The organism is Fulvivirga ulvae, assembly GCF_021389975.1.
Lineage (GTDB): Bacteria > Bacteroidota > Bacteroidia > Cytophagales > Cyclobacteriaceae > Fulvivirga > Fulvivirga ulvae.
Genome location: NZ_CP089981.1, coordinates 3023260 through 3046965 on the forward strand (window position 1 = coordinate 3023260; position 23706 = coordinate 3046965).

The 23706-nt window shown below is 43.8% G+C and carries 23 protein-coding genes; 15 read left to right on the forward strand and 8 right to left on the reverse strand.

Features of this window, described 5'->3' with window-relative positions; genetic code table 11:
• Positions 1 to 2: 2 nt before the first annotated feature.
• Positions 3 to 764, reverse strand: a complete 762-nt coding sequence (locus LVD17_RS12625) for a hypothetical protein (protein WP_233767247.1) — start codon at positions 762 to 764, stop codon at positions 3 to 5.
• A gap of 303 nt (positions 765 to 1067) precedes the next feature.
• On the opposite strand from LVD17_RS12625, the gene LVD17_RS12630 reads away from it, so the two are divergent.
• From LVD17_RS12630 to LVD17_RS12640, 3 genes are all read left to right on the forward strand, one after another.
• A complete protein-coding gene (locus LVD17_RS12630) occupies positions 1068 to 2129 on the forward strand; it encodes a proline racemase family protein (RefSeq protein WP_233767248.1) in 1062 nt (353 codons plus the stop codon).
• A 375-nt stretch (positions 2130 to 2504) separates the two neighbouring features.
• Entirely contained in the window at positions 2505 to 2966 is a 462-nt protein-coding gene (locus LVD17_RS12635) for a hypothetical protein (protein WP_233767250.1), read from the forward strand.
• A 202-nt stretch (positions 2967 to 3168) separates the two neighbouring features.
• Positions 3169 to 3600, forward strand: a complete 432-nt coding sequence (locus LVD17_RS12640) for an SRPBCC family protein (RefSeq protein ID WP_233767252.1) — start codon at positions 3169 to 3171, stop codon at positions 3598 to 3600.
• Positions 3601 to 3871: 271 nt separating this feature from the next.
• Here the strand turns inward: LVD17_RS12640 and LVD17_RS12645 are convergent, their stop codons facing one another.
• Both LVD17_RS12645 and LVD17_RS12650 read right to left on the reverse strand, forming a co-directional pair.
• Positions 3872 to 4351 carry a DUF1203 domain-containing protein gene (locus tag LVD17_RS12645; RefSeq protein WP_233767253.1) on the reverse strand — a complete coding sequence of 160 codons (480 nt, stop codon included), beginning with the start codon at positions 4349 to 4351 and terminating at the stop codon, positions 3872 to 3874.
• 142 nt (positions 4352 to 4493) lie between these two features.
• Positions 4494 to 5327, reverse strand: coding sequence for a universal stress protein (locus tag LVD17_RS12650; RefSeq protein WP_233767255.1), 834 nt, complete (start codon positions 5325 to 5327; stop codon positions 4494 to 4496).
• A gap of 269 nt (positions 5328 to 5596) precedes the next feature.
• Here LVD17_RS12650 and LVD17_RS12655 point away from each other — a divergent pair, with 269 nt between their 5' ends.
• The 5 genes from LVD17_RS12655 to LVD17_RS12675 all read left to right on the forward strand — a co-directional run bounded on the left by LVD17_RS12655 (position 5597) and on the right by LVD17_RS12675 (position 8728).
• Complete coding sequence (locus tag LVD17_RS12655) at positions 5597 to 5833, forward strand: hypothetical protein (protein WP_233767257.1); 237 nt, start codon at positions 5597 to 5599, stop codon at positions 5831 to 5833.
• Positions 5834 to 5996: 163 nt separating this feature from the next.
• Positions 5997 to 6395: a hypothetical protein gene (locus LVD17_RS12660; protein WP_233767259.1), complete on the forward strand. Its 399-nt coding sequence runs from the start codon at positions 5997 to 5999 to the stop codon at positions 6393 to 6395.
• Positions 6396 to 6466: 71 nt separating this feature from the next.
• Positions 6467 to 7558, forward strand: coding sequence for an adenylate/guanylate cyclase domain-containing protein (locus tag LVD17_RS12665; protein WP_233767261.1), 1092 nt, complete (start codon positions 6467 to 6469; stop codon positions 7556 to 7558).
• A gap of 197 nt (positions 7559 to 7755) precedes the next feature.
• Positions 7756 to 8268 (forward strand): YciE/YciF ferroxidase family protein, encoded by a 513-nt coding sequence (locus tag LVD17_RS12670; protein ID WP_233767263.1) that lies wholly within the window; start codon positions 7756 to 7758, stop codon positions 8266 to 8268.
• A gap of 4 nt (positions 8269 to 8272) precedes the next feature.
• Positions 8273 to 8728 carry a pyridoxamine 5'-phosphate oxidase family protein gene (locus tag LVD17_RS12675; protein ID WP_233767265.1) on the forward strand — a complete coding sequence of 152 codons (456 nt, stop codon included), beginning with the start codon at positions 8273 to 8275 and terminating at the stop codon, positions 8726 to 8728.
• Between the two features lie 2 nt (positions 8729 to 8730).
• Here LVD17_RS12675 and LVD17_RS12680 read toward each other — a convergent pair whose 3' ends face one another.
• The 5 genes from LVD17_RS12680 to LVD17_RS12700 form a co-directional block, all read right to left on the reverse strand.
• Complete coding sequence (locus LVD17_RS12680) at positions 8731 to 9411, reverse strand: MlaD family protein (RefSeq protein ID WP_233767267.1); 681 nt, start codon at positions 9409 to 9411, stop codon at positions 8731 to 8733.
• Positions 9359 to 9703, reverse strand: a complete 345-nt coding sequence (locus LVD17_RS12685; protein WP_233767269.1) for an MlaD family protein — start codon at positions 9701 to 9703, stop codon at positions 9359 to 9361. The genes LVD17_RS12680 and LVD17_RS12685 overlap by 53 nt, the downstream gene beginning before the upstream one ends.
• Complete coding sequence (locus LVD17_RS12690) at positions 9684 to 10469, reverse strand: ABC transporter ATP-binding protein (RefSeq protein WP_233767271.1); 786 nt, start codon at positions 10467 to 10469, stop codon at positions 9684 to 9686. Before LVD17_RS12690 ends, LVD17_RS12685 begins: the two co-directional genes overlap by 20 nt.
• Before the next feature lie 3 nt (positions 10470 to 10472).
• A complete protein-coding gene (locus LVD17_RS12695) occupies positions 10473 to 11252 on the reverse strand; it encodes an MlaE family ABC transporter permease (protein ID WP_233767273.1) in 780 nt (259 codons plus the stop codon).
• 345 nt (positions 11253 to 11597) lie between these two features.
• Positions 11598 to 12164 (reverse strand): imm11 family protein, encoded by a 567-nt coding sequence (locus LVD17_RS12700; RefSeq protein ID WP_233767274.1) that lies wholly within the window; start codon positions 12162 to 12164, stop codon positions 11598 to 11600.
• Positions 12165 to 12999: 835 nt separating this feature from the next.
• On the opposite strand from LVD17_RS12700, the gene fabG reads away from it, so the two are divergent.
• The 7 genes from fabG (at position 13000) to LVD17_RS12735 (ending at position 23109) form a co-directional block, all read left to right on the forward strand.
• Positions 13000 to 13743 carry a 3-oxoacyl-ACP reductase FabG gene (fabG, locus tag LVD17_RS12705; RefSeq protein ID WP_233767275.1) on the forward strand — a complete coding sequence of 248 codons (744 nt, stop codon included), beginning with the start codon at positions 13000 to 13002 and terminating at the stop codon, positions 13741 to 13743.
• Between the two features lie 11 nt (positions 13744 to 13754).
• Entirely contained in the window at positions 13755 to 14747 is a 993-nt protein-coding gene (locus tag LVD17_RS12710) for a 3-oxoacyl-ACP synthase III family protein (RefSeq protein ID WP_233767277.1), read from the forward strand.
• A 6-nt stretch (positions 14748 to 14753) separates the two neighbouring features.
• The gene (locus LVD17_RS12715) at positions 14754 to 16280 is read left to right on the forward strand and encodes a sodium:solute symporter family transporter (protein WP_233767279.1); all 1527 of its coding nucleotides are present in this window, start codon (positions 14754 to 14756) and stop codon (positions 16278 to 16280) included.
• Positions 16273 to 17769: an acyl-CoA synthetase gene (locus LVD17_RS12720; protein ID WP_233767280.1), complete on the forward strand. Its 1497-nt coding sequence runs from the start codon at positions 16273 to 16275 to the stop codon at positions 17767 to 17769. The genes LVD17_RS12715 and LVD17_RS12720 overlap by 8 nt, the downstream gene beginning before the upstream one ends.
• Complete coding sequence (locus LVD17_RS12725) at positions 17766 to 18713, forward strand: alpha/beta fold hydrolase (protein WP_233767281.1); 948 nt, start codon at positions 17766 to 17768, stop codon at positions 18711 to 18713. The genes LVD17_RS12720 and LVD17_RS12725 overlap by 4 nt, the downstream gene beginning before the upstream one ends.
• Positions 18714 to 18716: 3 nt before the next feature.
• Positions 18717 to 20153: a hypothetical protein gene (locus tag LVD17_RS12730; RefSeq protein ID WP_233767283.1), complete on the forward strand. Its 1437-nt coding sequence runs from the start codon at positions 18717 to 18719 to the stop codon at positions 20151 to 20153.
• Between the two features lie 496 nt (positions 20154 to 20649).
• Positions 20650 to 23109, forward strand: a complete 2460-nt coding sequence (locus tag LVD17_RS12735) for a TonB-dependent receptor (RefSeq protein WP_233767285.1) — start codon at positions 20650 to 20652, stop codon at positions 23107 to 23109.
• Positions 23110 to 23706 lie beyond the last annotated feature (597 nt).

Genomic DNA, 23706 nt, shown 5'->3' on the forward strand with positions numbered 1-23706 from the left:
GCTCATCTGCCAGAAGGGATAACGCTCATGTCAGCCCTGTAGCTCCAGCTTTCACTTTCAATTTTCCTGACAGAAGTGGATATGTGATTATTTGCCTCCAGTGCCTTACTTCCTGATAAAACCTGTTGACTGAGATCAGCAATGGATAATATCTGTTGGTCAAACGAGGCAAAACTTTTTCTGGGAACCATCATCAGGTATCCCGCATGTTCACCACCGGAGAGTAGTTTGTAAAGCGTATATTCAGGCACGGCTTTTTGTTTGACCGCGGCTTCCTTCAATGTTCTCATGGCCTTTTCAAAGATCATTTCTTTGCCAGGGTGTACAGTAATGTGAAATACTTCAATAGCTCCTGAAGGCTTGTGATCTTCAAGCAAATAGGCAGTACTGAGTGATCTGTCCAGAGCATAAACCTGTCGGAATACACTTTCAGCAAAAGGCGCGGTAGTCTGAGCGAAATCTTTGCCATCACCTGCCGGATCAACCCGATTGTCAAAAGCACTATGTGATATGCCGAATGAACCATCGATGAACATCCCCAGCCTGTTGCCGCTTTGTACATACCATGCATACCAAACCAATGGGTCCTGCTTCTCTTTGTGCCATTCCAAATGCTCTTTATACCCCGTCTCAAAAAGCTCTTTCGCATTTTCTTTTGGGTAGTAAGCAAAAATATAGGCAGCTTCACCACTAACATCTCCGGATTGACTGAAGGCAGACATAGAAACCAGAATCAGTAATATCATAATCAGGACGTTTCTCATAACATTTTGATTTTTATACAAATAAAGGCAGGGTCATGTAGCTGTAATTGTATAAATGCGAACAGGAATTAAAGAAAGAGAATAAAGGAGGAAGTACCTTCAATGTGGATGATTCCGAGTTATAAAACAATAAAGTAATTATTGAAAAAATCTTTCCTGGCAGAGAACTCTGCTAATTAACATAGTCTTGATACGGAATAAGTTAAAATCATATCAGTCAAAGTTTAAATAGAGGAAAATCAGATGGTGATTTCTTGCTAATTTAACCTCCTAAATCGGATATATCAGTAGTTAAAAAGGAATATGAGCAGCAGTACATTTCAGAGAATTAAGGACTTGAAGAGCTTTAAGAGACCAGCAACCTGGTCTGCCATTAAAACCATAGAAATGCACACCGGTGGAGAGCCCTTGCGTGTGGTTGTCGATGGTTTCCCATCGTTGGAAGGCGACAGCCTTCTGGCAAACAGAAGATATGTGAAAGAAAATTACGATCACCTGAGAAAACTTTTGATGTTTGAGCCTCGCGGCCATGCAGATATGTATGGATGTATTATGCTCCCTCCCTTTCATGAGGAAGCTGACTTTTCTGTAATATTCATGCACAATGAAGGTTACAGTACCATGTGTGGTCATGCTGTAATAGCGTTGACAAAGCTGGCTGTGGAAATGGGTTGGGTAGAGATCAAAGAGCCAATAACCAGCATCAATATAGAGGCGCCCTGTGGATTGGTGAGGGCATATGCCCAGGTGGAGGAGGGGAGAGTGATAGCTACCGGTTTCCACGGAGTACCTTCCTTTGTACTGGCTGACAATGTACAAATCGACGTAAAAGGTATGGGTAAGTTAAAAATGGATATTGCATACGGAGGGGCTTTTTATGCCTACGTTGATGCTCAAAATGCAGGTATTGAATTAATACCTGAAAACTATCCTGAAATTATCGAAGCAGGAAGGGCGATAAAGCAGGCTGTTATTAATAGCGGGTTGAAAATAGAGCATCCCTTTGAGGCTGATCTTGGATTTCTGTACGGAACTATATTCATGGATACTTCCCCCGTTGCCGGAGTTGATAGCAGAAATGTATGCGTTTTTGCCGATGGAGAGGTAGATCGCTCACCCACGGGTTCAGGTGTTTCAGGAAGAATGGCTTTACATCATCAGCAGGGGATATTGAAGGAGGGAGAATCTATGACTATTGAGAGTATCGTCGGGAGCCGGTTCACAGGGAAAGTGACTAGTATAATAAAATTTGGCCCTTATGATGCCGTAATACCCGAAGTATGGGGTACAGCCCATATTAGCGGGCAAAATGAATTCTATCTTGATCCTGATGATCCTTTTCAGGAAGGATTTTTATTGCGGTAGTACGGAGTTTCTTCAGACTACATCTTCTGTTAAGCAAATTTTAAAATGTTGCTGTCGTCATACTTACACTTTCTCAAGGTGACGTGGGTAGTGCAGGTCAATTTTATACCCTGTACAAACTCTTTTAATTTTTACTGAATTCAGACTTTTCATATTTATCGTTAGAGAAACACGCTGTGTCTTTTGACGTTGTTTTGTAATTCCGCCCACAATCACCCGTCCAAACTGGAAAATCGTCGAAAAATACCTGACTATGTGCATCTTATAAAAAAAACTACTATCTTTTATTTCATTACTTTTTGGTATCATTTAATGATACCAAAAATCTTTGTCAGAACTACCCGACCTGTTTTTACTTGATTACTATATATAACTATGGCAAAGAAAATACTTTTTGCAGGACTCTTCGTGGGTTTATTAGATGGTGCAGCGGCGTGCATCAATGCATATGTCAGTTTAGGTGTACAGCCCAGGGGTGTGTTTAAGTACATATCCAGTGGCCTGTTGGGCAAGGCTGCCTATGAAGCGGAAACCCTCCCTGTTATTCTGGGCATAATTATTCATTTTATAATTGCTGTTACAGCTACCGGTATCTTCTACCAGTTTTATAAACGATATGGTCAGGCTTTGCGACCGGTAGTATTATTTGGTGGTATCTACGGTATCTGGATCTGGCTGTTTATGAACTACGTAGTTATTCCACTTTCATTAATAGGTACTTATCCGAGTAATCTATATCAAATAACTATAGGTTTGTTGGTACATGTTTTTGTTATAGGTATTCCTATGGCGCTGTTGGTGAGGAAAATTGTGCGTGGTAAACACATGGATTTTTAAAGTTTCGGCCCTGCCGGCCGGCGCATATTAGTAAAGCGCCTGCAAAAGCTCTTCCTACCATTATTGTATGCTTTACCATACGGGTTATGACTGGCGCAAACCACCCCTCGATTTGCCGTTTTTACGCAAGTGGTTTTTATGAGACTCCTGCTATGTTTGTATTATCAAAAGCAATAAATTAAAACTTAAAAAAACAGACCTCATGACTACGCAAGCAAAAACCAACATTACTGTAGAAGCTTCAATAAGTGCTCCGGCAGAAAAAGTATGGAAGTTATGGACAACTCCCGAAGACATTATCCAGTGGAACAGCCCCAGTGAAGACTGGCACACACCGTCAGCTACCAACGATCTTCGCGTGGGGGGAAAATTCACATCCCGCATGGAGGCCAAAGATGGCAGCATGGGCTTTGATTTTGCCGGCATCTATGATGAAGTAAAAACCAATGAGCTGATCAGGTATACACTGGAAGATGACAGAAAAGTCAGTGTATTGTTCAAAGAGGAAAATGGCAAAACCCAGGTGACCACAACTTTTGAAGCTGAAGGGGAAAATCCAATAGAAATGCAGAGAGATGGGTGGCAGGCTATTTTGGATAACTTTAAAAAATACGTCGAAGCAAAAGGGAAGTGAACCACTTCCTTTGCTTAGAGAAAGAGGGTGAGACTCACTAAAAGCACCCTCTTTTTACTTAACACCTACCTGAACATCTCGGACCAAAATGAAAACTTTGGAGTAAACGGATCTGAAAAGTAAAACATGTAATGTGAAGCTTACGACTGATAATCAGCAAACCACTCCTACTGTTATTTAACACGAGTTTGCCAACTGCTATTAACAACTGTCTGTCAGTAAAGAGGTGCAAATTTAGGGTCTCCGCAGAAACTCTGCATGATCCACAATATTATACACGCTCTACTTTGCAGATATAACAGCCCGCCTCAGCATTCCGGACATGCAGGTACTCTACATCAAGGGTTGATTCGAATATTTCACTGATCAGCACATCTACATCATTGGTTCCCACGAGCTTTGTTAACACCATACGTTGAGCAGTATTGTACCCGATCAGGGTCAGAGGAAAATTAACGGGGTCGGCTTTGATTTCTTTTGGGAATTTATGAACATCGGCGTAAGGTTCTACATCAGCTGCATTTACAAAAACAGGCCCACTTTGATTGAAGGCATTATTTTGTTCAAAAGGCGAATGCAAAAATAATAACCGTCTATCCACACCAGGCTTGAACGGTTTTAATGACAACCTGCATGGTCCAGTACCCGCAGCGATCTCTTCCGTTACTTCAATACCAAATGCATCAGTTCTTTCTCTTTTAAGTTTATCAACAAACGTTTTATCTAAGGGTACAATTTTAAATGTGTACATAACCGATCTTTTTTACAAAATTCTGCTTTTTGGAAATGTTATACGACCCGAAAATTGCTGATTTACTTATGGCCATGGGGTGACCTGCAGGTTCCACCGAACGACAGCCGGTTCAATTCAAATCAGTATGAAAATAAAAGCACTACGGCTTCCTCAATACCATACTGAGCACTGGAATGTCCGCATGAAAAACAATAGTATCAGTCATGCTAAGTAAATACGCCGGTTTACCTTTACGGGCATGCGTTATCATCGTGATGAGATCCGGCTTGTTTCGTTTCATAAATGCCAGCATACCTTTGTCTTTGTCGAAGTCGTTATAGATAAAAGATTGAAATTTAACCTTTGATGCTTTGGGTATGTATTTTGACATCCGGGCTTCAGCTGTTTCCGTATCGGTAAAGTTAGCCGGTGTGTTTATATATAAAAGTTCCACACTGGCGGCCATTATCTCTGCCAGTTGTATGATGGTCTCTATAGCATTGGAAATGTCTTCTTCAAAATCGGAAAGAAACAATATTCTATCCACGGATTTCAGTTCCGAGTTCTTCTTCACCGATAATACAGGGCAGGTGGCCATACGGATAACCCTTTGAGTAGTAGAACCCACAAATAATTCTTTAGTCTCATCTGCTCCATGTGCTCCAATGGTAATCAGGTCCATCTTACGGTGCCTGGCAAACTCAGTAATAACCTCATAGATGGTGCCTCCCTGCACATAGGTTTTCACTTTGCTCCTTTCAAATATGGCATCATTCAGCAGTTTCTCCATTTTCATTTCAGCTTCTACCACACGGGCCTCCACTTCAGGAAACTCCTGCTGTGCCTGCAACGAAATACTGTTCCAGTCTGAGGGTGCATTTACCACATGAAGCAAGTGAACCTCAGCATTGGTTTTTTCTGCTATGAATACCGCTTTTCTGGCTGCATTGAAAGAGAATGCTGAAAAATCGACAGGTACAAGAATATTTTTCATGGGTATAGGGTTTATTTAGATTTACTATCCATTCTGTAGACTCTATTATATCGGTCAGAGTATAAAATTAGAACCATACTCATGCTTTCGGTATGAGCCGAGTCAACAGCTCCTATGACTTATGTCATGTTTATTTCACACCGGTTATTTTACCTTTCCTTTGTCTTTTGAAAATGACAACTGAGCTATGATCGAAGTCTGGAGGTTTCTTGCGGGTATTGGTCTTTTCTTTTATGCCATGAACATGCTGGAAAACGTATTGAAGAAAGTTGCTCAAGGACATACACCACGACCTTAAGGATTTTGACAATACAGCTAACGATACCTTATATGAGTATTATGTTCAACTGAAGAAGAGCTGGCTGGAATTTGATATCTCATTTCAACGTTTAATAACTATCGGCAACAACTCATTACTTTTTGAAGAACTGACTGTGGTTATGAAGGAAGCCTTTTTACACTACAACAATCAAAACGCACTGATTATAGAAGAGCTTAAAGGCTAAAAAATTATCGGAAGTAGAAACCTCAACATTGATGAACGTATAGCGTGAAATTCTTTCGGCCAAAAAATCTATACTAAGAGCCCTGGCATACTTAAAATTAAAAATAACGCAGGCCCATGAATTTGAATTTTTACCTGAATTCTGGAAGGTAAAATTAATATAGATGAAAAGTATCATAATATATTGGCTCCCTATGCCGGTTTTAGGAATGATCAACGGAATCATCCGGGGCGCAGTTTACGGAGAATCTCTCGGCGAACCTCTGGCGCATCAGGTCTCGGCGATCACATTAATGGTTATACTACTGATTTACGGGGTGGTTATACACCACAAGCTTGACCTGATCGGTACCCAAGATGCTTTTCTTCACGGGGTTGTATGGGTATCTCTCACTGTACTATTTGAATTCATCTTAGGGTTATGGATATTCAGGCAGCCAGTGAGTACTGTTTTGTACAACTATAACATGGCAGAAGGTCAATGGTGGCCACTTGTGCTGCTTTTTGTATTCTTTCTATCTTTCCTGCTCAAAATTTTACCGAATAAGGCAAATAAACTGTGATTTATCAATTCCACCTGCCAAACAATACTAAAATGGAGTAATTTAGATTGGCAAATCAGCACAGTTGTACAATGAAAAGAGCCACTCAGCTCCAGGTTAAACAATTTTTTATTCTCACCGTCATCTGGATGGCACTTGGTGTAGTTATAGCTGTTTATGATCACCTGGTACTGCATACCAGTCAGTCTCTGGGTACTTCTGATAAATACTCACTGGCAGAAGGCATTTTCAGGAATTTGATTTCAAGCTTTATCGGCTCCATGCTTGGAGGCAGTTTTCTGGTTTTCTTTGTCAACGTAAAGTATCGCGATAAGCCCTATGGATATACTATTATGGCGGTGCTTTTATTTTTTATTTTCGTTATGATATTTATTACCTTGCTGCTGGCCACGGTCATTGTACCACGTCAGACAGGACTGCCCTTGTCTGACCCTGTTTCTCAATCCGCTTTTAAAGCATTTGTTACTGACAGCTACCCATTAAAAAGCGCCCTGGTCTGGATCTTTATAGTGGCAATAACTCAGCTATTGCTCCAGGTCAGCAGCAAATTCGGGCAGGGCACTTTCTGGAACATCATCCGTGGCAAGTACAATACGCCTAAAGAGGAGAAGAGGATCTTCATGTTCCTGGACCTGAACTCCTCCACTGCTATTGCCGAAGAGTTGGGTGATGAAACCTACCATGCGCTGCTTCAGGATTTTTTCTCGGATATTACCGATCCCATAATAAATAATATGGGCAACATTTACCAGTACGTAGGCGATGAAGTCGTTGTAGCCTGGACACTTGAAGAGGGAATAGAAAATGCTCATTGCCTGAAGTGTTTCTTTGATATGAAGCAGGTAATGAAAAGAAAAGAGCAAAAATATATCCGGCGTTATGGCCTTGTACCTACATTCAAAGCCGGCTTACACTGCGGCCGCGTCGTAGCCGGAGAGATCGGGATTATTAAAAGGGACATTACCTATTCAGGTGATGTTCTCAATACCACATCAAGAATACAAAGTATGTGCAAGGAACTTAATGTGGAGATATTGGCATCCTCCAACATATTGAAGGAACTGATACTATCTGACCGGTACACTTCTGAACCTCTTGGAGTTATTAAGCTCAGGGGAAAATCCAGGGAGATTGCTCTGAGTACGCTTAGGCCCGTGTTTTAGAAAGTTTGCGAAGTATCTAACCCTGTTGCTTGCATCAACTGAACGGGCAGCAGTAGCCTCCTTGAGTGGGTTCTTCCTTTCCTCCGAATGACTGCGGGAGCGGACCTGATTCATGACATTTATCATTTAAGTATATGAAGGTTTGTCATCGTCATCTTTCTATATGACGCTTAATTTTATATAAAATTAAAATGACAATGAATGCAACTATTACAAACCTGACCGAGGCATTAGCCTATAAACTGAATGAACTTTATAGCGCTGAAAAGAAGCTGCAAAGTGCAATGCTACAATGCACTGAGCAAGTGAGTTCGCCAGCTTTAAAAAGCGAACTGTTAAAATATCGTGAAAGCAGTGGAGACAAACTGCTCAAACTGAATCGTACGTATAGCTATCTCATGAAAGAACCAGGTCGCTGTACGGACAAAGTAATTGATGCACTGATTAATAGTATGAAGCAGGTGCTTAAAGCAACGATACCAGGAGAAATGAAGGATATATTGTTGGTTTCCTGCCTGAAAAATATCAATTACTACAAAATGGCCGGATACGAAACCGCACTGGTATTTTCATGGGAACTGGAGCTGGATACTGCCTCAGCTTTGCTTGAAGAAGTATTGAACTGGGAAAAGCAAACACATGCTGACCTATCGCAAATAGCCGTGCTTGATGTAAATATCAAAGCGGAGGAGTACAACAATAAAATATAGAAACATGCTGGGCAATCTAACAGACAGACAAATCGACTACTTACTATTCAGCCAGGTAATCGGTCGGATCGGGTGCTATGCTGACGGTGATATTTTTGTTGTGCCCGTGACTTACGTATTTGATGGTCACTATATTTATGCGCACTCAAAAGAAGGTAAAAAAATTGACATGATGCGGGTGAACGGCGAGGTATGCTTTGAGGTAGAAGCCATGGATAATTTGGCCAACTGGCGTTGTGCTATCATTTGGGGGACCTATGAAGAGCTACAAGATCAAAAGTTACAAAGAGAAGGCCTTCAGATACTTCAGGATCGCATCGGACCTTTGAGGACCAGTGAAACAACCTATTCACAGCGGCCAGCTACAATCCCCCAGATAGTGGAAAAGGAGAAAAAACCTATAGTTTACCGCATAAAAGTAGAGAAGAAAACAGGCAGGTTTGAAAAGAGCGGGAATTAATTTTATTTCCCTTTCTTCTTCAGCTTTTCCTGCTTTTTAAAGTACCTGCGAAACAGGAAGTTGTGCTTCATGGCTTCCATATTTTCATTGAATCGGGCCGTACCTGCTTCAATGTTTTCCAGACTTTGATTGAGCTTATGCAGCACGACTGTATCTGAAAGCAAAGCCCCGGCCGTACCTTCACCTTCTTTAAGCTTTTGTAGCAATTCTCCCAGGTCATTGGCAGCTTTGGCGGTTTCCTCACTTGCCCGGTGAATATCTGACAAACTACCTTTCAGGTTCGAAACAAGGGCAGTATCCGTAATAAGCGTGCCTGCAAGCCCTTGTCCCTGCTTGATATCTCTGGCAAGATAGGCAACTTCACGGGCTGCATCAGATGCATTTTGACCGGCCATTTTGATATTAACTGCCGCCTGCTTCAGGTCTTTAGCCATGAGTGTATCGGATAATAGTTGCCACAGACTATTACTGTTGTTTATTTTACGGGTAATTTTTCTCAGATCACCGGTGATTACTGCAATATTATCATTGGTGGTATTCAGTGTACGCAGCATCGCATCTGTTTCAATGGGCTGTTCAGAGTAGATCTTATCGCCCTCTTCAACCGGATCGGCTTTTTCTCTTACGGAATTAATGTTTATAAGCTGATTTCCCATAAGGCCATCTGTGCCTACCGATGCCACCGAATTCTTTTTTAATATACTGTCTGGCTTTTTTGTCAATAACCATCGTGACGAGTATAGAAGTATCGCTCTCAATGATTATCTCCCTTACTGTGCCTACATCAATACCGGAAAACCGGACGTTGTTGCCCGGTGTAAGGCCATTTACATTCTGAAAGCTGGCTTGTATGGTAAATGTGGAACCAAACAAATTCCTGTTGCGCCCTATCATGTAAAGGGAGAAGATCAGGAACATCAGGCCTGCAAGCACAAAAAGCCCAAGCTTGGCATTATCAATAGCTTTGGTTTTCATCTTTTCTGTCTTTTATACTGCTATCACTAATAAAAAAATTGCGAACCTTTTCATCTTTGGATTTCCTTAGCTCGCTGAACTTACCTTCCTCGTAGCATTTCCCGTCGATCAGCATCACTACCCGGTTTGAGGTGATGCTGATACAGTTCATATCGTGGGAAATAATGATAGAGGACGCGTTATATTTCTCCTGTACATCAAGAATGAGTTCACTGATCTCCCTTCCGGTAATCGGATCCAGCCCTGTTGTAGGCTCATCGTATAATATTATTTCAGGCTTCAGTATCAGCGTGCGTGCGAGGGCTATTCTTTTTCGCATACCCCCGGAAAGTTCTGCCGGCATCATGTCCACGGTATGTGCCAGCCCCACATCCTCCAGGGCATCCATAACCAGTGCATCTACTTCCGACCTCTCCTGTGTCTCCTTCATCCAGTGCCTCCTTAGCGGAAACTCCAGATTTTCACGTACAGTCATGGAGTCGTACAAAGCATTGCTCTGGAAAAGAAAGCCTACTTTCACCCTCATTTTATCCAACTGTTGCCTGTTGTATTCGCTGATGTCTTTATCCAGCACTTTGATCCTGCCGCTGTCAGGATCCATCAGTCCAATAATGCACTTGATCAGCACCGACTTACCTGAACCCGACTTGCCCAGTACCACCAGGTTCTCTCCTTTATAAAGCTTCATAGAGAAATCCTTCAGCACGTGGTTATCACCAAATGACTTGTTCAATTTATCTATTTCTATAACTGCCAGGCATTCCATGGATCAGGTAAGGTTTAAAAGGTCAGTAATCTGAACAGCGATCAGGTCTATAATAAATACCAGCAGCGATGCCACAACTACAGCCGAGTTTGCGGAGCGACCGACACCTTCGGTGCCTTTGGTAGAATAATAGCCTTTGTAGCAGCCGATCAGGCCAATGGCAAAACCAAAGAAGAAGGTTTTTACCAGAGAGGGCACCAGGTCTCCATAGCTCAAAGCATCAAACACCTGCGACCAGTATAAATGCCAGCTCACTGCTCCCCGGATGTTTACACCCAGATAACCGCCATATAACGAAATTGCATTGGAAAGACTTGAAAGCACCGGCAGCATAAGTGTAGTGGCTAGTATGCGGGTGACTATCAGGTATTTGAACGGGTTGGTGCCCGATACCTCCATAGCATCTATTTGCTCTGTTACCCGCATGGAACCCAGTTCAGCTCCCATTCCCGAGCCAACCTTGCCGGCACATATCAGGGCGGTGATCACCGGAGATATTTCGCGGACAAGGGAAATCGCCACCATACTGGGCAGCATGGATTCCGCACCAAACTCAACCAACGTAGGCCGGGATTGAATGGTAAGCACCAGCCCCATGATAAATGCCGTAATGCCTACAAGTGGTAATGATTTGTACCCAACCCAGTAGCATTGGCGGATAAATTCACGAAATTCATACCGGGGCTGAAAGCCTTCACTAAAAAACCTTCCTGCAAATTTGGCTATATGGCCAACTTCCCGCAGAAATTCGCTTTTACTAAATATTGAGAACAGATCGGCCATAACATATAATTTCTCAATAATAAAATTGAGAAGCAAACCCGAAGATCGCCTTGATGTTGGTCAGGTGGTGGTATGATGCATGTCATATCCACGACTTTTTCTGTCAGCCTTATCAAGAGAATATTTTAATTGATTTATAATCAATCTGATAAATCCAAAAACAGGAGATGTTAAAAATGGTTGATAGAATTATAATCAGAAATGGGTATAAATTGTATACCCGTACAGCCGTTATTCTTTATATCAACTGCAAGTTCTTTAGTAACAATAAAAACGTAGGACCAATACTATTTGCCTCCAAAATTCTCTCCGTTTTTATTAAATAATTGCCTGATCTGCTAGAGACTATAGAAAATAGGTAACGCTGCTAAAGTCTTCCACACCAATAAAATCCATTCCCGTACATCCTTCCAGGCGTTTAATTTTAATACCCAGCTTCTCCGATAAAATATGAAGTCGCGGCATTTCGGCCAATCTGAAAATTGATATTTTCTCTTCAATAGCTTTTTCCCTGATGGCCAAGTAGTCTATCCGTCCCATATGCGATTCCTTAAGTATAGACCTCTTATACCTGGACTTCTTGAGGTCCATACATTCAACCACATCAAGGAGATTTGCAATATAATATGTACTCTCTACCAACTTTCCTTTTGCATCCCTGATATCTACTTCAAAAAACTCTATATTCAGAGCAGTTTCTTCCAAGATCAACTTTAATTTTTCTGAAACTATCTTTAATCCAAGCGTATTGGGAATGCTGTCGGTAATTTTTACTCCAGAGTCCGGATCGAGCTGAAATTCCATTTTTTCAAGCATCCAATCCTTAGATTGTATTCCCCAGGATAAATTGTACCTCCTTCCTTCAAGTAATTCAGAGCACTTACTAATTTCAGCAAGCTCAGGATCATTCATCTTTTGTACCCAGCAATATAGTTCCATAATAATCTTGACACTTATAAGTCAACGTTATGTTTCAACGTGTTCCTTCACTATCGGTAACTACGGTTAAAGATCTAATATTATCAAAAATGATCAATAAAGGAAAACGTCTCTCAATTTCTCAATAATTGAGAAGCAAACCCGAAGATTGCCTTGATGTTGGTCAGGTGGTGGTATGACGCATGTCTCGTAAGTAGCGATAGTCTTGAGTAGTGGGACTCATTACTCAGGACTCAAGACTTCAGACTATAAACCATTTCCCAGTAGAGTCTCTCGAAGAGGACTCTACGACATTCAGAGGCACAATCTTAATATGGCCGGTCAAAAAGCATCAATAACGAGACGGATAAAAGGATTTTGTGTTTACTGTTTTCCGGTCACTGCTTGTAGGTTAAAACACCCCTATAATCCCCTCAGGAGGATAGTCAGAGATGTGGAAATATTCAAATCCCAATTCTTTATTACACCTCGTTCCGTTTACTTGTTCATCATTCCAACCGATTGCCCAACACCGATCACCGGTTACCGAGTCCACTTCGGTCACCGATCTTTCTACTTCCAACTTACAGGACACCAATTTGCCTACCGCCTCCTACTCAGGACAGGCACGCTGATCGTGGTCAGAGAACAGACCATGAAGAAGGAAAAGTCGCAACCCCATAATAATAAATCAATACATTGATTATAAGCAAGTTAAAGGCATATGAAAATAATAAATCCCCAATAGTCTACCCATACTATTTTAAAAACCACAACCGGCCTGCTCTTGTGAACCGATAATTTGGCTTTAGAAGTTAAAACCGTGTTCATGAAAAGATTTAAAGATAAAGTAATTGTAATCACCGGAGGCGCCAGTGGCATTGGCAAGTCTGCCGTAAGCAGGTTTTTGCGCGATGGCGCTACCGTGGTCATTTGGGATGTTAACGAAGAGCAGGGTAAGACCACGCTGTCCGAAGTCAGGAGCAATGGCTCCATAGCCGACTTTATGAAGGTCAACACCACAAATCCGGAAGAAGTGGAGCAGGCCACACTTGCCACTATTCAGAAATTTGGGCAAATAGATGTGCTGATCAACAATGCCGGAATTACGCGAGACGCAACCATTAAAAAGATCACCTACAATGAATGGCAACAGGTCATTGACGTAAACCTTACAGGCGTGTTTAACTGTACCCGCTCGGTAATCCCGCAAATGATTGATAAAGGTTACGGACGCATCATCAACACGTCATCTGTGGTCGGGCTGTATGGTAATTTCGGGCAGGTCAACTATGCTGCTACCAAATCCGGTGTTATCGGCATGACCAAGACCCTGGCCAAGGAGCTGGGTAAACACAACATAACCGTAAATGCGGTAGCCCCTGGTTTCATTGCCACCGAAATGGTCAAAACCATACCGGAGAAAGTAATCAATTTGATGATCGACAAAACTCCCCTAAAGCGGCTAGGCACCCCTGAGGATGTGGCCAATACCTATGCCTTTCTGGCATCTGATGAGGCAGCCTTCATCAGCGGGGCAGTGATCAGTGTGGACGGAGCGGTAACTATTTAAAAAAAAGACTTATGAGAAAGGCAATAATTACCGGAACGGGCTCCTATGCACCGGCAAGAAAAATCCCTAACGCATATTTCAACGAGCTGCTTGATGAAGATGTAGACTCATGGCTAAAGCAAAATGTAAACATCCATGAGCGGCGGTGGTGTGCTGAGGGGGAGTCTGTGGCAGACCTTTGTGAGCATGCAGCCGTGGAGGCCATTGAAAATGCTGGTTTGAAAGCTACTGACCTTGACCTGATCATTGTGGCTACGGATACGCCGGAGTTTATTTCTCCTTCTACTGCAGCCATTTTACAGCACCGCTTAGGCGCAGACAAAGCAGGCACATTCGACCTGAATACCGCCTGTGCGGGATTTGTAACAGCTTTTGACGTGGCTGCCAAATACATACAGGCTGATGCACGGTACAGCAACATATTGATCGTAGGCGGCTATGCCATGAGCAAGCACCTGAATATGAATGACAAAAAAACTGTTACCTTGTTTGCCGATGGGGCCGGGGCGGTTGTATTATCAGCCCGTGAAAGCAGTAACGGGCAGGGATTTATCACTTCGAAGCTCTACACCAAGGGTGAATACAATGAGTGGATGGGCATCTATAGCGGTGGCACAAAGAAGCCGGTTGATGAGGGTGCACTGGCCACTAATGACCATAAATTAAAATTTGTTCATAAATTCCCGAAAGAGCTTAACCCGGAAATATGGACGGATATGATCTTGAAAATGTGCAGTGAAATGGGCATCAAACCTGACGATATCAACCAGTTTCTGGTAACGCAGCTCAATTTCAACTCTATTGATGAAACGATGGACAACCTCGGAGTAAGCCGGGAAAAGGCGCATAAGATCATGGACAAGTATGGATATACAGGATCAGCATGCATACCGATGGCCTTGCATGATGCCATCAGCAAAAGCAAGATCAAAAAGGGTGACCTGATCATGCTGGTCGGTTCAGGAGGAGGCCTGGCATTTGCCTCAGCAGCTATTAAATATTGATAGGTTATGGGATTGGCATCGGATAATCACGTACTAAGCACCTGGATATTGGTCATTGCCTATATGGCAATGATCCTGACTTTGGTGATCCGCGGCGCATTGAAAACAAAAAGTATCAGCGACTATGCGGTTGGCAATTTAGGGTTTTCCCCTTATGCTGTCGGTCTGGCGCTCGCCGCATCCATGACCAGCGCAGCTACCTTTATTATCAACCCCGGATTTATTGCCCTGTATGGCATCAGCGGATTTATTTCGTTTGGAATGGTCATGCCTATTGCCATATTTGGCTCGCTGATCATACTTACCAAAGGCTTTAAAAAATATGGCAGCAGCGTAAAAGCCCTGACCATGGCGCAATGGATGGGAAAAATGTACGAAAGCCGCTCATACAGGATCTTTTTTGCTATTCTATCCCTTTTGCTGATCACCTTCATTGTACTTATCTGCGTAGGCCTTACCCAGGTGCTTTCCAAATCGCTCAACCTGGATCCGGCCTATGTGCTTTTGGCAGTGGTGGCATTTGTATTCGGCTACATGATGTTTGGCGGGGCCAATTCTATGGTTTACACCAATGCGATCCAGGCAGGCATTATGTTGCTGGTAGCTTTTATCCTGCTGGGTTCAGGGGTAGAGTATTTTGAAAATGGTGTTTCAGGATTTTTGGCAAAGCTCAATGACATTGACAGCAACCTGACCCAAACTACCAATCCGGAAAGCTTCCTTTTCCGGGACTATTTCGAGATCATCTTTTGCCAGGTGGTTATTGGCATTGCCATCGTCTGCCAGCCCCATATCATCACCAAATCCCTGTTGCTCAAAGAGAATAAAGATGTAAATAAATACCTGACCATAGGCATCATTGCACTGGTGGTTTTCTTCTTTGTGGTATTTACCGGGCTTTATGTGCGTCTTTATTTCCCTGACCTGTCAGCAAACGGCCAGCGCATGCCCATGGATGGGTTAATTTCGGCATATGTAGTAAGCAAATTTCCCGTGTACCTCGGCATTATTGTGGTTTTAGGGCTGATTTCGGCAGGTCTATCCACCTTGGAAGGACTGATCCAATCTCTGAGCGCTACGATCACCACTGACCTAATTTTACCGGTTTTTGGTCAGTCATCTGCCTTAAAGTCGGACAACAACCAGATCAGGATCAATCGATTAGTAATACTGTTGTTGGCTATAGCCAGCTACTGGTTGTCGTACAATCAACTGGTCAACCCCGACCTGAGCGTAGCCATCTTTGCTCAAAACGGTGTATATGCCTATTTTTCAGCGGCTTTTGTTCCGGTCTTGTTTGGTACATTTTTCAGCAATGTATCGTTGAAAACAGTTTTTGCCTCTTCGGCAGTTGCGATCCTTGTGCATTTTGCCGTATACTACGGACAAATAACAAGCTACATGAAGGAGCCGGTCAATAACCCTGCAATAGCTGCCACTTTTGCGATCATATTTTCGCTGATCACCGGGGTGGTATTGCACCTGATCTTTAGTAAATCGTTTAACAGACAGACACTGGCACAAAATGCATAATCTCGACTGGATAGGTAAATGGGCCATTTATAGCCCAAACAAAGTTGCGTTAAAAGATTATGGCTCACAACAGGAGCTAACTTACCAGCAACTCAACGACAATGCGTTGAAGCTTGCGGATATATTGAAAAGTGAATACGGCCTTAAAAAAGGTGACCGGCTAATGGTGATAGCCGAGCATTCGTCATTGTATGTTACACTTTTCTCTGTAGCTCAAAAAACGGGTATTATTCTGGTGCCGGTCAACTACAGGCTTTCCGTAAGGGAGATAGACTACCTGATCAGCAACTGCACTCCTAAAATGGTGCTCTATGAGCTTCAGTTCAAAGCGCTTGTAATGCAAATTACGGCCAATAACCAGACGGCTATAACAGATACCCGGAAACTGGTGGATCAGGTAAAAAGCCGGGTTTACAAAACAGACATTACTGATCCGTCCATTGATTTTGACGACCCGCTTTTCATCCTGTACACTTCCGGGACTACAGGTTTCCCTAAAGGTGCCCTCTACACGCACCGCATGCTTTTCTGGAACAGTGTAAATACAGCACTAAGCCTGGATATTGTATCTGACGACCTTACGATCAACTGCATGCCCGCCTTCCATACCGGAGGGTGGAATGTACTGATCACACCGCTGCTGCATAAAGGGGCTACCATCGGCATGATGAACAAGTTTGATGCTGACCAGGTGCTGAGCCTTTTGGAAAGCGAACGGGCCACTATCTATTGGGGGGTACCTACTACCCTCAAAATGATGCTGCAATCGCCTTTATTTGAGCAAGCTGACCTTTCAGCCATCAGGTATTTTCTATCCGGTGGTGAAGCGCTGCCCTTAGAGTCGATTCATCAGTGGCACAAAAAGGGTATTAAAATACGACAGGGTTATGGGCTTACGGAGGTTGGCCCGAACATTACTTCACTGCACCACAACGACGCCGAAAGGAAGATCGGGTCAATCGGCAGGCCTAACTTTTATGTGGAATCCAAACTTGTGAATGAAAGTGGTGATGAGGTAAAGCCCGGCGAGATCGGTGAGTTTTGCCTCGGAGGCAACCTGGTGACTCCGGGCTACTGGAATAACCCCGAAGCAACACGGGATGCCATCAGTGACGGCTGGTTCCATACCGGCGACCTGATGAAACGGGATGAGGAGGGCTACCTCTATGTGGTAGACCGGCGCAAAAGCATGTTTATCTCCGGGGGTGAAAATGTATACCCGGCCGAAGTAGAAAGGGTACTGCTGTCGCACCCCGCCATCAATGAAGCTGCCGTGATTGGTGTGAAAGATGAAAAATGGGGCGAAGTAGGCAAGGCTTTTATTGCCATCAAACCTGGGAAAACACCTACAGAAACCGAAATCCGGGATTTCTGCATAGAGCATTTAGCCAAATACAAGGTGCCCAGGTACTTTGAGTTCATTGCAGACCTGCCTAAAAACGATACAGGAAAAATTAACAAAAAAGCCCTCAAAAGCTTAGTATTATGATAAAGTTCACGCTCTTTATAAACCTACTTATGCTTATGGCTATTGGCTTGCATGCGCAAACGGAACCTGCTAAAAAGATCAGCGAACTGATCAGCCCTTACAAATACAAAACCCACTACATGGATATTGACAGCCTGAAGATTGCCTATGTGGATGAAGGTGCAGGCGATGAAACCCTGCTGTTCGTTCATGGCCTGGCCACATACCTGCCTTCGTGGGACAAGCTGATTGAAGAGCTAAAAGAAAAGTACAGATGCATAGCTATAGACCTGCCGGGCTACGGACGCTCTTCCAAGGGTGATTACCCTTCTACCATGTCATTTTATGCCACTGTTTTGCAAAAGTTCACTTCTCAACTCAAACTGGATGACCCGGTGCTTTGCGGCCATTCCATGGGCGGCCAGATCGCTATGACATATGCCCTGAAGTATCCCGATTATGGTGATAAGCTCATTTTAATTGCTCCTGCCGGAATAGAAACTTTTAATGAACAGCATAAGCAGTGGTTTGGTAATTTCTTTACTGCCCGGGCTGTAGCATCGGCCAACGAGCAACAGGTCAGGTATAATTATGGACTTAATTTTTATGAAGTTCCGCCTGATACAGAATTTATGATTGAAGACAGGCTGAAAATGGCTACAGCGACTGACTTCATGGATTATTGCAACACTGTGGCCGGAGGTGTGCAGGGTATGTTGAACGAACCTGTTTTTGACCGGCTTGGAAATATCCGGCAACAAACCCTTATTGTTTACGGTGAAAACGACAACCTCATCCCGAACCGGATACTGCATAAGGATTTGACCACAAAAGAGATAGCCAGGACTGCTGCAGAAAAAATCCCGGACAGCCAACTGGCTATGGTTCCCGAATGCGGCCATATGGCACCCTTTGAAAAACCGATAAATTTGAGTAATATCATCAATCAATTTCTGAAGGAGTGAGCCGTGAAACCGAAACTGAAAAAGTTTACCGAATTTGCCGAAAACGTACTGCCGCATGAGGCTTCATACCTGCTGAAAGTACAGAATTTTGAAGACCCCGAAAAGCTCTCCATCTTAAAACTGATTGCTGAAAATAGTAGCGACAGTACCAAAGCGCTGCCTTTCGACCCCTCCATTGACAAAAGAAAGTACTCAAACATCAAAAAATGGATTCTGGCAAAGCTTGAGGCTATAGATGTGGACATTGACTTTGAGTGGATCAATGAGATCAACAGGAAGGTAGTGACGGATGCCATCACTCCGAAAGAAGAACGAGAGCTACTTCGAAAGATCAGCAACTACGAGCATCCCGTTTACAATTTCATGAAGTTCTATGAGCTGGCACTTAATTTCAGGCATTTTCTGCTGATCCGGCTGAGCTACGACAGCCACAAAGCAGTCAATGAATTTGTGAAAAAATATAAAGCAGCGTATGAAGAAGCCCGTGACATCAATGAAAGGCTGCACCAGGCCACGGAAGATATTATCGACCACTACGCCTCTAACCGCACGGAATCCAACTGCTGGGAAGACTGGCTCAAATCCGTATTCTACAATCAGGAGCTTGATGGCAACAGCCGTTTCCTGGCCGTGATCCGCCTCACTTTCATGTATTTTAATTACCGGGAATTCGACAAGCTGAAAACCGTCTATGATGACCTGGACGAAATGCTGAAGGATGGCAAATTTTACACACGCAGAATACTATTTAACTATTACGCCAACAGGCTCATGCTGCACTCTAAGTTTGATGTGTCGCAGCAGGCCGAAGAATATGGCTACCTCTCCATCCGCCAAAAAAACAGCGACCATTTACAGTATTTAAACAATTTCAGCGCTATACTCTTACGCCAGGGCAAGATTGATGAAGCGCTGAACCTGATGCGGGAGTCGATGACGGAGATGAGGAGCTCCAATAACTTTCATAGCAAGATTGGTTTCGTGGCCTTCTACATGAAGTGCCTCAATCTCAACGGTCAACCTTCAGATAGTGAAGCTTTTGCCGAAAGCTTTTTGCGTATGAACAAAGACCATGTGCTCCATAAAAGGTGGTACATTTTCTTCACCGCTTACCTGCGGGCCCTGATGTTGCAGCAGAAGTATGAAAAAGTAATTACGGTATGCAAACGCTACCAGCTCCTTCAAAGGGACGAGGCCGACAAACGCAAGCTTACCTACCTGCCCACAGTAAAGTGGTATTATGATGTATCGCGCTATATGGAGGGCCGCATGAGCGATGAATCCCTGATCGAATCTATGAACTCTACCGTAGATTCATTTTCCAATAACAGGCACAAGTCCGCCATTGTCAAAGACCTTTTCAAAGACTTAAAAAATCACATTCCTCACCTTATTGATAAAATAAAATCACAAATTTTTTTTGAGGCACCATCAAACTGACTGTCATCTGGTTACCCTTTTTTCACAACCTTAACACCAGCCCTCGTAAGACGCCATCGTACGAGCTTAAAGGTGGCTGTCGGGGGACGAGCCACCGGGGTAGGGGATGTGATGGGTTGTTTACCAAACTTCTGGAAGCTTAGTAAAGCCGCCATTTCGTTCTGCTCATTACTGTTCTAAACAAATTATCCCATCAGAAAAATGAAGGATAGCCCATTGTTTGTACCTGAACCCGTCAGGCTTTATCTTGTCCGGTGGTTTGTAACTTACTGGATGCGGAAATTAATATTCTTCGGATAATTCAAATATTGACCTGTATGATTAAGAAAGTCGAAGGTACTTTTTTACAATATAAAAAATTGATTATCAAATAGTTAAAAATATTTATACTTCATTAACCCTTTTAAGTCAGCCCATGGTATCTTTCATGCAAAATGTCAGGGATATAGGTATTTGACTAGGTTTAATTACTAAGTCATTAAAAACCCTTACAACTATGAAGAAATTAGTGATCATTGCGTTCATAACCTTACAGGCGGTACTCCCGGCTTTGGCGCAACAAGGCGGTATCACAGGAAAAATAACAGATGTTACCGGCGATCCCCTGGTCGGTGCAAGCATTATTATCGAAGGCACTACCACAGGCGCTACTACTGATGTAGATGGCTCTTTTACGATCAGCAACCTTTCACCTCAAACTTATACCCTGCAGATCTCATACATCGGCTATGAGAACTACGAGCAACAGGTAGAAGTGGGCAGCGGCATGACAGATATTGGTAAGATCACTTTAAGCCAGTCACTCCTCATGCTCAACAACCAGATAGTGATCTCCGGCACCCGGCGGGCAGAAAAAATCACCGAATCCCCAGCTACTGTAGAGCTTATCACCTCAAAGCAAATTGAAGAACTGCCCTCGTTTAACCCCGGCGAGCTACTTGCCAGGGTAAAAGGTGTTGACTTCATCCGCTCCGGGGTAGTAGGCACCGGGGTCAATATTCGCGGCTTTAACAGCAACTTCAATGCTAAAAACCTGCAACTCAACGATGGCCGCTATGCCACCCTGGTAGCTACAGGCCTGCCTTTCGGGCCACTAACTACGCAGGTGAAAGAAGACGTAGAGCGTGTAGAGGTAATCCTTGGTCCCAACGCTGCACTCTATGGCCCCAATGCCCACAACGGACTGGTACACACCATCACCAAAGACCCCAGAACATCGGAAGGCACAACCATAGCGCTCGGGGCCGGGAACCAGAGCATGTTCACCTCCAGGGCCAGGCATGCCCAGGTGATCAACGATAAATTTGCTTTTAAAATAACTGGCGAATATACCCGTGGTGAGGAGTTTGACTTCGTGGATTCTGTCTACATCGACAGGCTGGATGCCAACGGTAATCCCGGCCCGGACGGTGTCAAGGAAGGTTACGAAGAGCTGGAGCTGGACAATGATTTCAGCTTTTTGAGAGGAGAAGCCGCCTTGTACTACAGCGTAAAAGAAGACGCTGACCTCATACTCAGCTACAGCGGAAGCAACAGCACTTACCTTGCCCCTACCAATGTGGGCCGCAACCAGATCATAGACTGGAAGATCAACCAGTTCCACCTGCGCTATACCTCGCCAAGGTGGTTTGCCCAGGCATACATGAGCACCAGTAAAACGCAGGACACCTACTCCATCGATGACCGGACCAAAGCCTATTATTCAGGTCTCGATGCCGGGCTTTCCGATGCAGAGGCAAGAGGAGAGCACTCCTACTCCACCGGGGCATTGTTTATCGATGATTCTCAGCGCTATAATGCCGAACTGCAATATAACAACACCTTTGGCGAGTTCGAAATTGTGGCAGGCAGCCAATGGCAGCGCGACCTGGCCAACAGCGAAGGCACTTACCTCCTCGATCAAAATGAGGATGACTACATCCAGGTTGACCAGATTGGCTTTTACGGTCAGGTGGAGAAAAAATTTGGAGGAACCTTAAAAACGGTGGTTGCCTTCCGGGGCGACAACCATGAAATTTATGGGTTTAACTTCATCCCTAAAGCGGGAATCGTAAGGACAGGCACTTTGGGCTCATGGCGCCTGACTTACGGCCAGGGTATTGCCGCACCTACCATACTCAATATGTACGGCGACCTTTTTAGCGGTTTGATACTGGGCAATGCAGAAGGCTTTACGCTGGCCGATGGCACCACGGTAGAGAAGCAGAAAGTAGAGAAGATCCAGACTTTTGAACTGGGCTACAAAGGCCAGCTCGCTCCTAAAAAATTGTTTATCGACGTCAATGCATACTACAACATTTCCGAGGATTTCCTCAGCCCTGTAACGGTTGTGGGCGTGGCTACCGAAAGGGGTGGCATGCCGATAAGCCAGGTACAAAGTGGCTATGGCGTGTATGGTGGTTTGGTAGCCACTTACGTGAATTTCGGAAAAGTAAATACCTACGGCGCCGACCTCGGCCTTACCTATGCCATTACTGATCAATTAAGCGCTACAGTTAACTATTCTTACTTCGATTACAGTGTTGATAAAGATGATTTGGCTGCAAACGATTTCAATAAAGATGGTGAAGTAAATAAGCTTGATGTGCTGGTCAATACGCCAAAAAACAAAGCCAGCATTGGTTTTAACTACAGCTCAGAAAAGTGGTTTGGCACCTTATTTACCCGCTGGGTACAGGAGTACGACTATTTCTCCAGCTTCCAGATCGCTGCCAAAACCCAGGACCTCGTGTACCGCGGTGTGCCGATAAAGGAAAATGCCCGAAGCGCCGACACCTGGAATTATGGCCCGCTGGGAGGTTTTGTCAATGTAGACCTCGGCCTCGGTTACAGGATCAACAAAGTGTTTACAGTCTCCGGACAGGTAACTAACCTTTTTGATGCGGAATTCAGAGAGTTCACTGCCTCACCGTTCATTGGCAGGCTATATTCCCTTGAGGTAAAGGCAAGTTTCTGACGAAGATAAATTCATAATTTGTTGTTGCACTCTGACTGACATTGGAGTTAAAAGCCCGGGTGATGCCGGGCTTTACTTTTGAAAACAAAAACAAGAATAAGTAGCACACGCTGCCTTCAGCCGGGGCAAATCTTCAATATTACTTTTTTGGAGGTAAAGCCTGATGCCTATAGAGTGTAGCGTAAAAGCTCAGCGGTATGATAAGAATGATAAGGGCCAGTTAAACATTATTCAGGGCATAGCACAATACTTTTTATTGGGATCTCATGTCCAAAACGATAGGCCTGCAGGAAAATGGATCGATCTATGGTGTCTGTATAATAGACAATAGACTAGGGTAATAGGGAGACCACTTTGTCCCTTGGAAAGCTTTCAAGGCAGGCTGTACCTACGATCGTCACCGCGACGAGCCACAGCATGCCCCGAAAGCTTTCGGGGAGGAAGCGGTCCCCTTATCATAGATACAGAACCTAATAAGACAACGTCAATTTCTGGCTCTTCAAAACCAGAGAGTTGCCCGTTTACAACTTCCTAATAACAAAGGCTACAGCCAAGGAAGCAAACACTCAAGAATATATAATGCTACACTAACAAAGA

What these genes read in the sequence shown, in the direction of transcription:
- LVD17_RS12625 (WP_233767247.1), bottom strand. Translation starts at nt 764, where the DNA reads ATGAGAAACGTCCTGATTATGATATTACTGATTCTGGTTTCTATGTCT.
- LVD17_RS12630 (WP_233767248.1), top strand. Translation starts at nt 1,068, where the DNA reads ATGAGCAGCAGTACATTTCAGAGAATTAAGGACTTGAAGAGCTTTAAG.
- LVD17_RS12635 (WP_233767250.1), top strand. Translation starts at nt 2,505, where the DNA reads ATGGCAAAGAAAATACTTTTTGCAGGACTCTTCGTGGGTTTATTAGAT.
- LVD17_RS12640 (WP_233767252.1), top strand. Translation starts at nt 3,169, where the DNA reads ATGACTACGCAAGCAAAAACCAACATTACTGTAGAAGCTTCAATAAGT.
- LVD17_RS12645 (WP_233767253.1), bottom strand. Translation starts at nt 4,351, where the DNA reads ATGTACACATTTAAAATTGTACCCTTAGATAAAACGTTTGTTGATAAA.
- LVD17_RS12650 (WP_233767255.1), bottom strand. Translation starts at nt 5,327, where the DNA reads ATGAAAAATATTCTTGTACCTGTCGATTTTTCAGCATTCTCTTTCAAT.
- LVD17_RS12660 (WP_233767259.1), top strand. Translation starts at nt 5,997, where the DNA reads ATGAAAAGTATCATAATATATTGGCTCCCTATGCCGGTTTTAGGAATG.
- LVD17_RS12665 (WP_233767261.1), top strand. Translation starts at nt 6,467, where the DNA reads ATGAAAAGAGCCACTCAGCTCCAGGTTAAACAATTTTTTATTCTCACC.
- LVD17_RS12670 (WP_233767263.1), top strand. Translation starts at nt 7,756, where the DNA reads ATGAATGCAACTATTACAAACCTGACCGAGGCATTAGCCTATAAACTG.
- LVD17_RS12675 (WP_233767265.1), top strand. Translation starts at nt 8,273, where the DNA reads ATGCTGGGCAATCTAACAGACAGACAAATCGACTACTTACTATTCAGC.
- LVD17_RS12685 (WP_233767269.1), bottom strand. Translation starts at nt 9,703, where the DNA reads ATGAAAACCAAAGCTATTGATAATGCCAAGCTTGGGCTTTTTGTGCTT.
- LVD17_RS12690 (WP_233767271.1), bottom strand. Translation starts at nt 10,469, where the DNA reads ATGGAATGCCTGGCAGTTATAGAAATAGATAAATTGAACAAGTCATTT.
- LVD17_RS12695 (WP_233767273.1), bottom strand. Translation starts at nt 11,252, where the DNA reads ATGGCCGATCTGTTCTCAATATTTAGTAAAAGCGAATTTCTGCGGGAA.
- LVD17_RS12700 (WP_233767274.1), bottom strand. Translation starts at nt 12,164, where the DNA reads ATGAATGATCCTGAGCTTGCTGAAATTAGTAAGTGCTCTGAATTACTT.
- fabG (WP_233767275.1), top strand. Translation starts at nt 13,000, where the DNA reads ATGAAAAGATTTAAAGATAAAGTAATTGTAATCACCGGAGGCGCCAGT.
- LVD17_RS12710 (WP_233767277.1), top strand. Translation starts at nt 13,755, where the DNA reads ATGAGAAAGGCAATAATTACCGGAACGGGCTCCTATGCACCGGCAAGA.
- LVD17_RS12715 (WP_233767279.1), top strand. Translation starts at nt 14,754, where the DNA reads ATGGGATTGGCATCGGATAATCACGTACTAAGCACCTGGATATTGGTC.
- LVD17_RS12720 (WP_233767280.1), top strand. Translation starts at nt 16,273, where the DNA reads ATGCATAATCTCGACTGGATAGGTAAATGGGCCATTTATAGCCCAAAC.
- LVD17_RS12725 (WP_233767281.1), top strand. Translation starts at nt 17,766, where the DNA reads ATGATAAAGTTCACGCTCTTTATAAACCTACTTATGCTTATGGCTATT.
- LVD17_RS12735 (WP_233767285.1), top strand. Translation starts at nt 20,650, where the DNA reads ATGAAGAAATTAGTGATCATTGCGTTCATAACCTTACAGGCGGTACTC.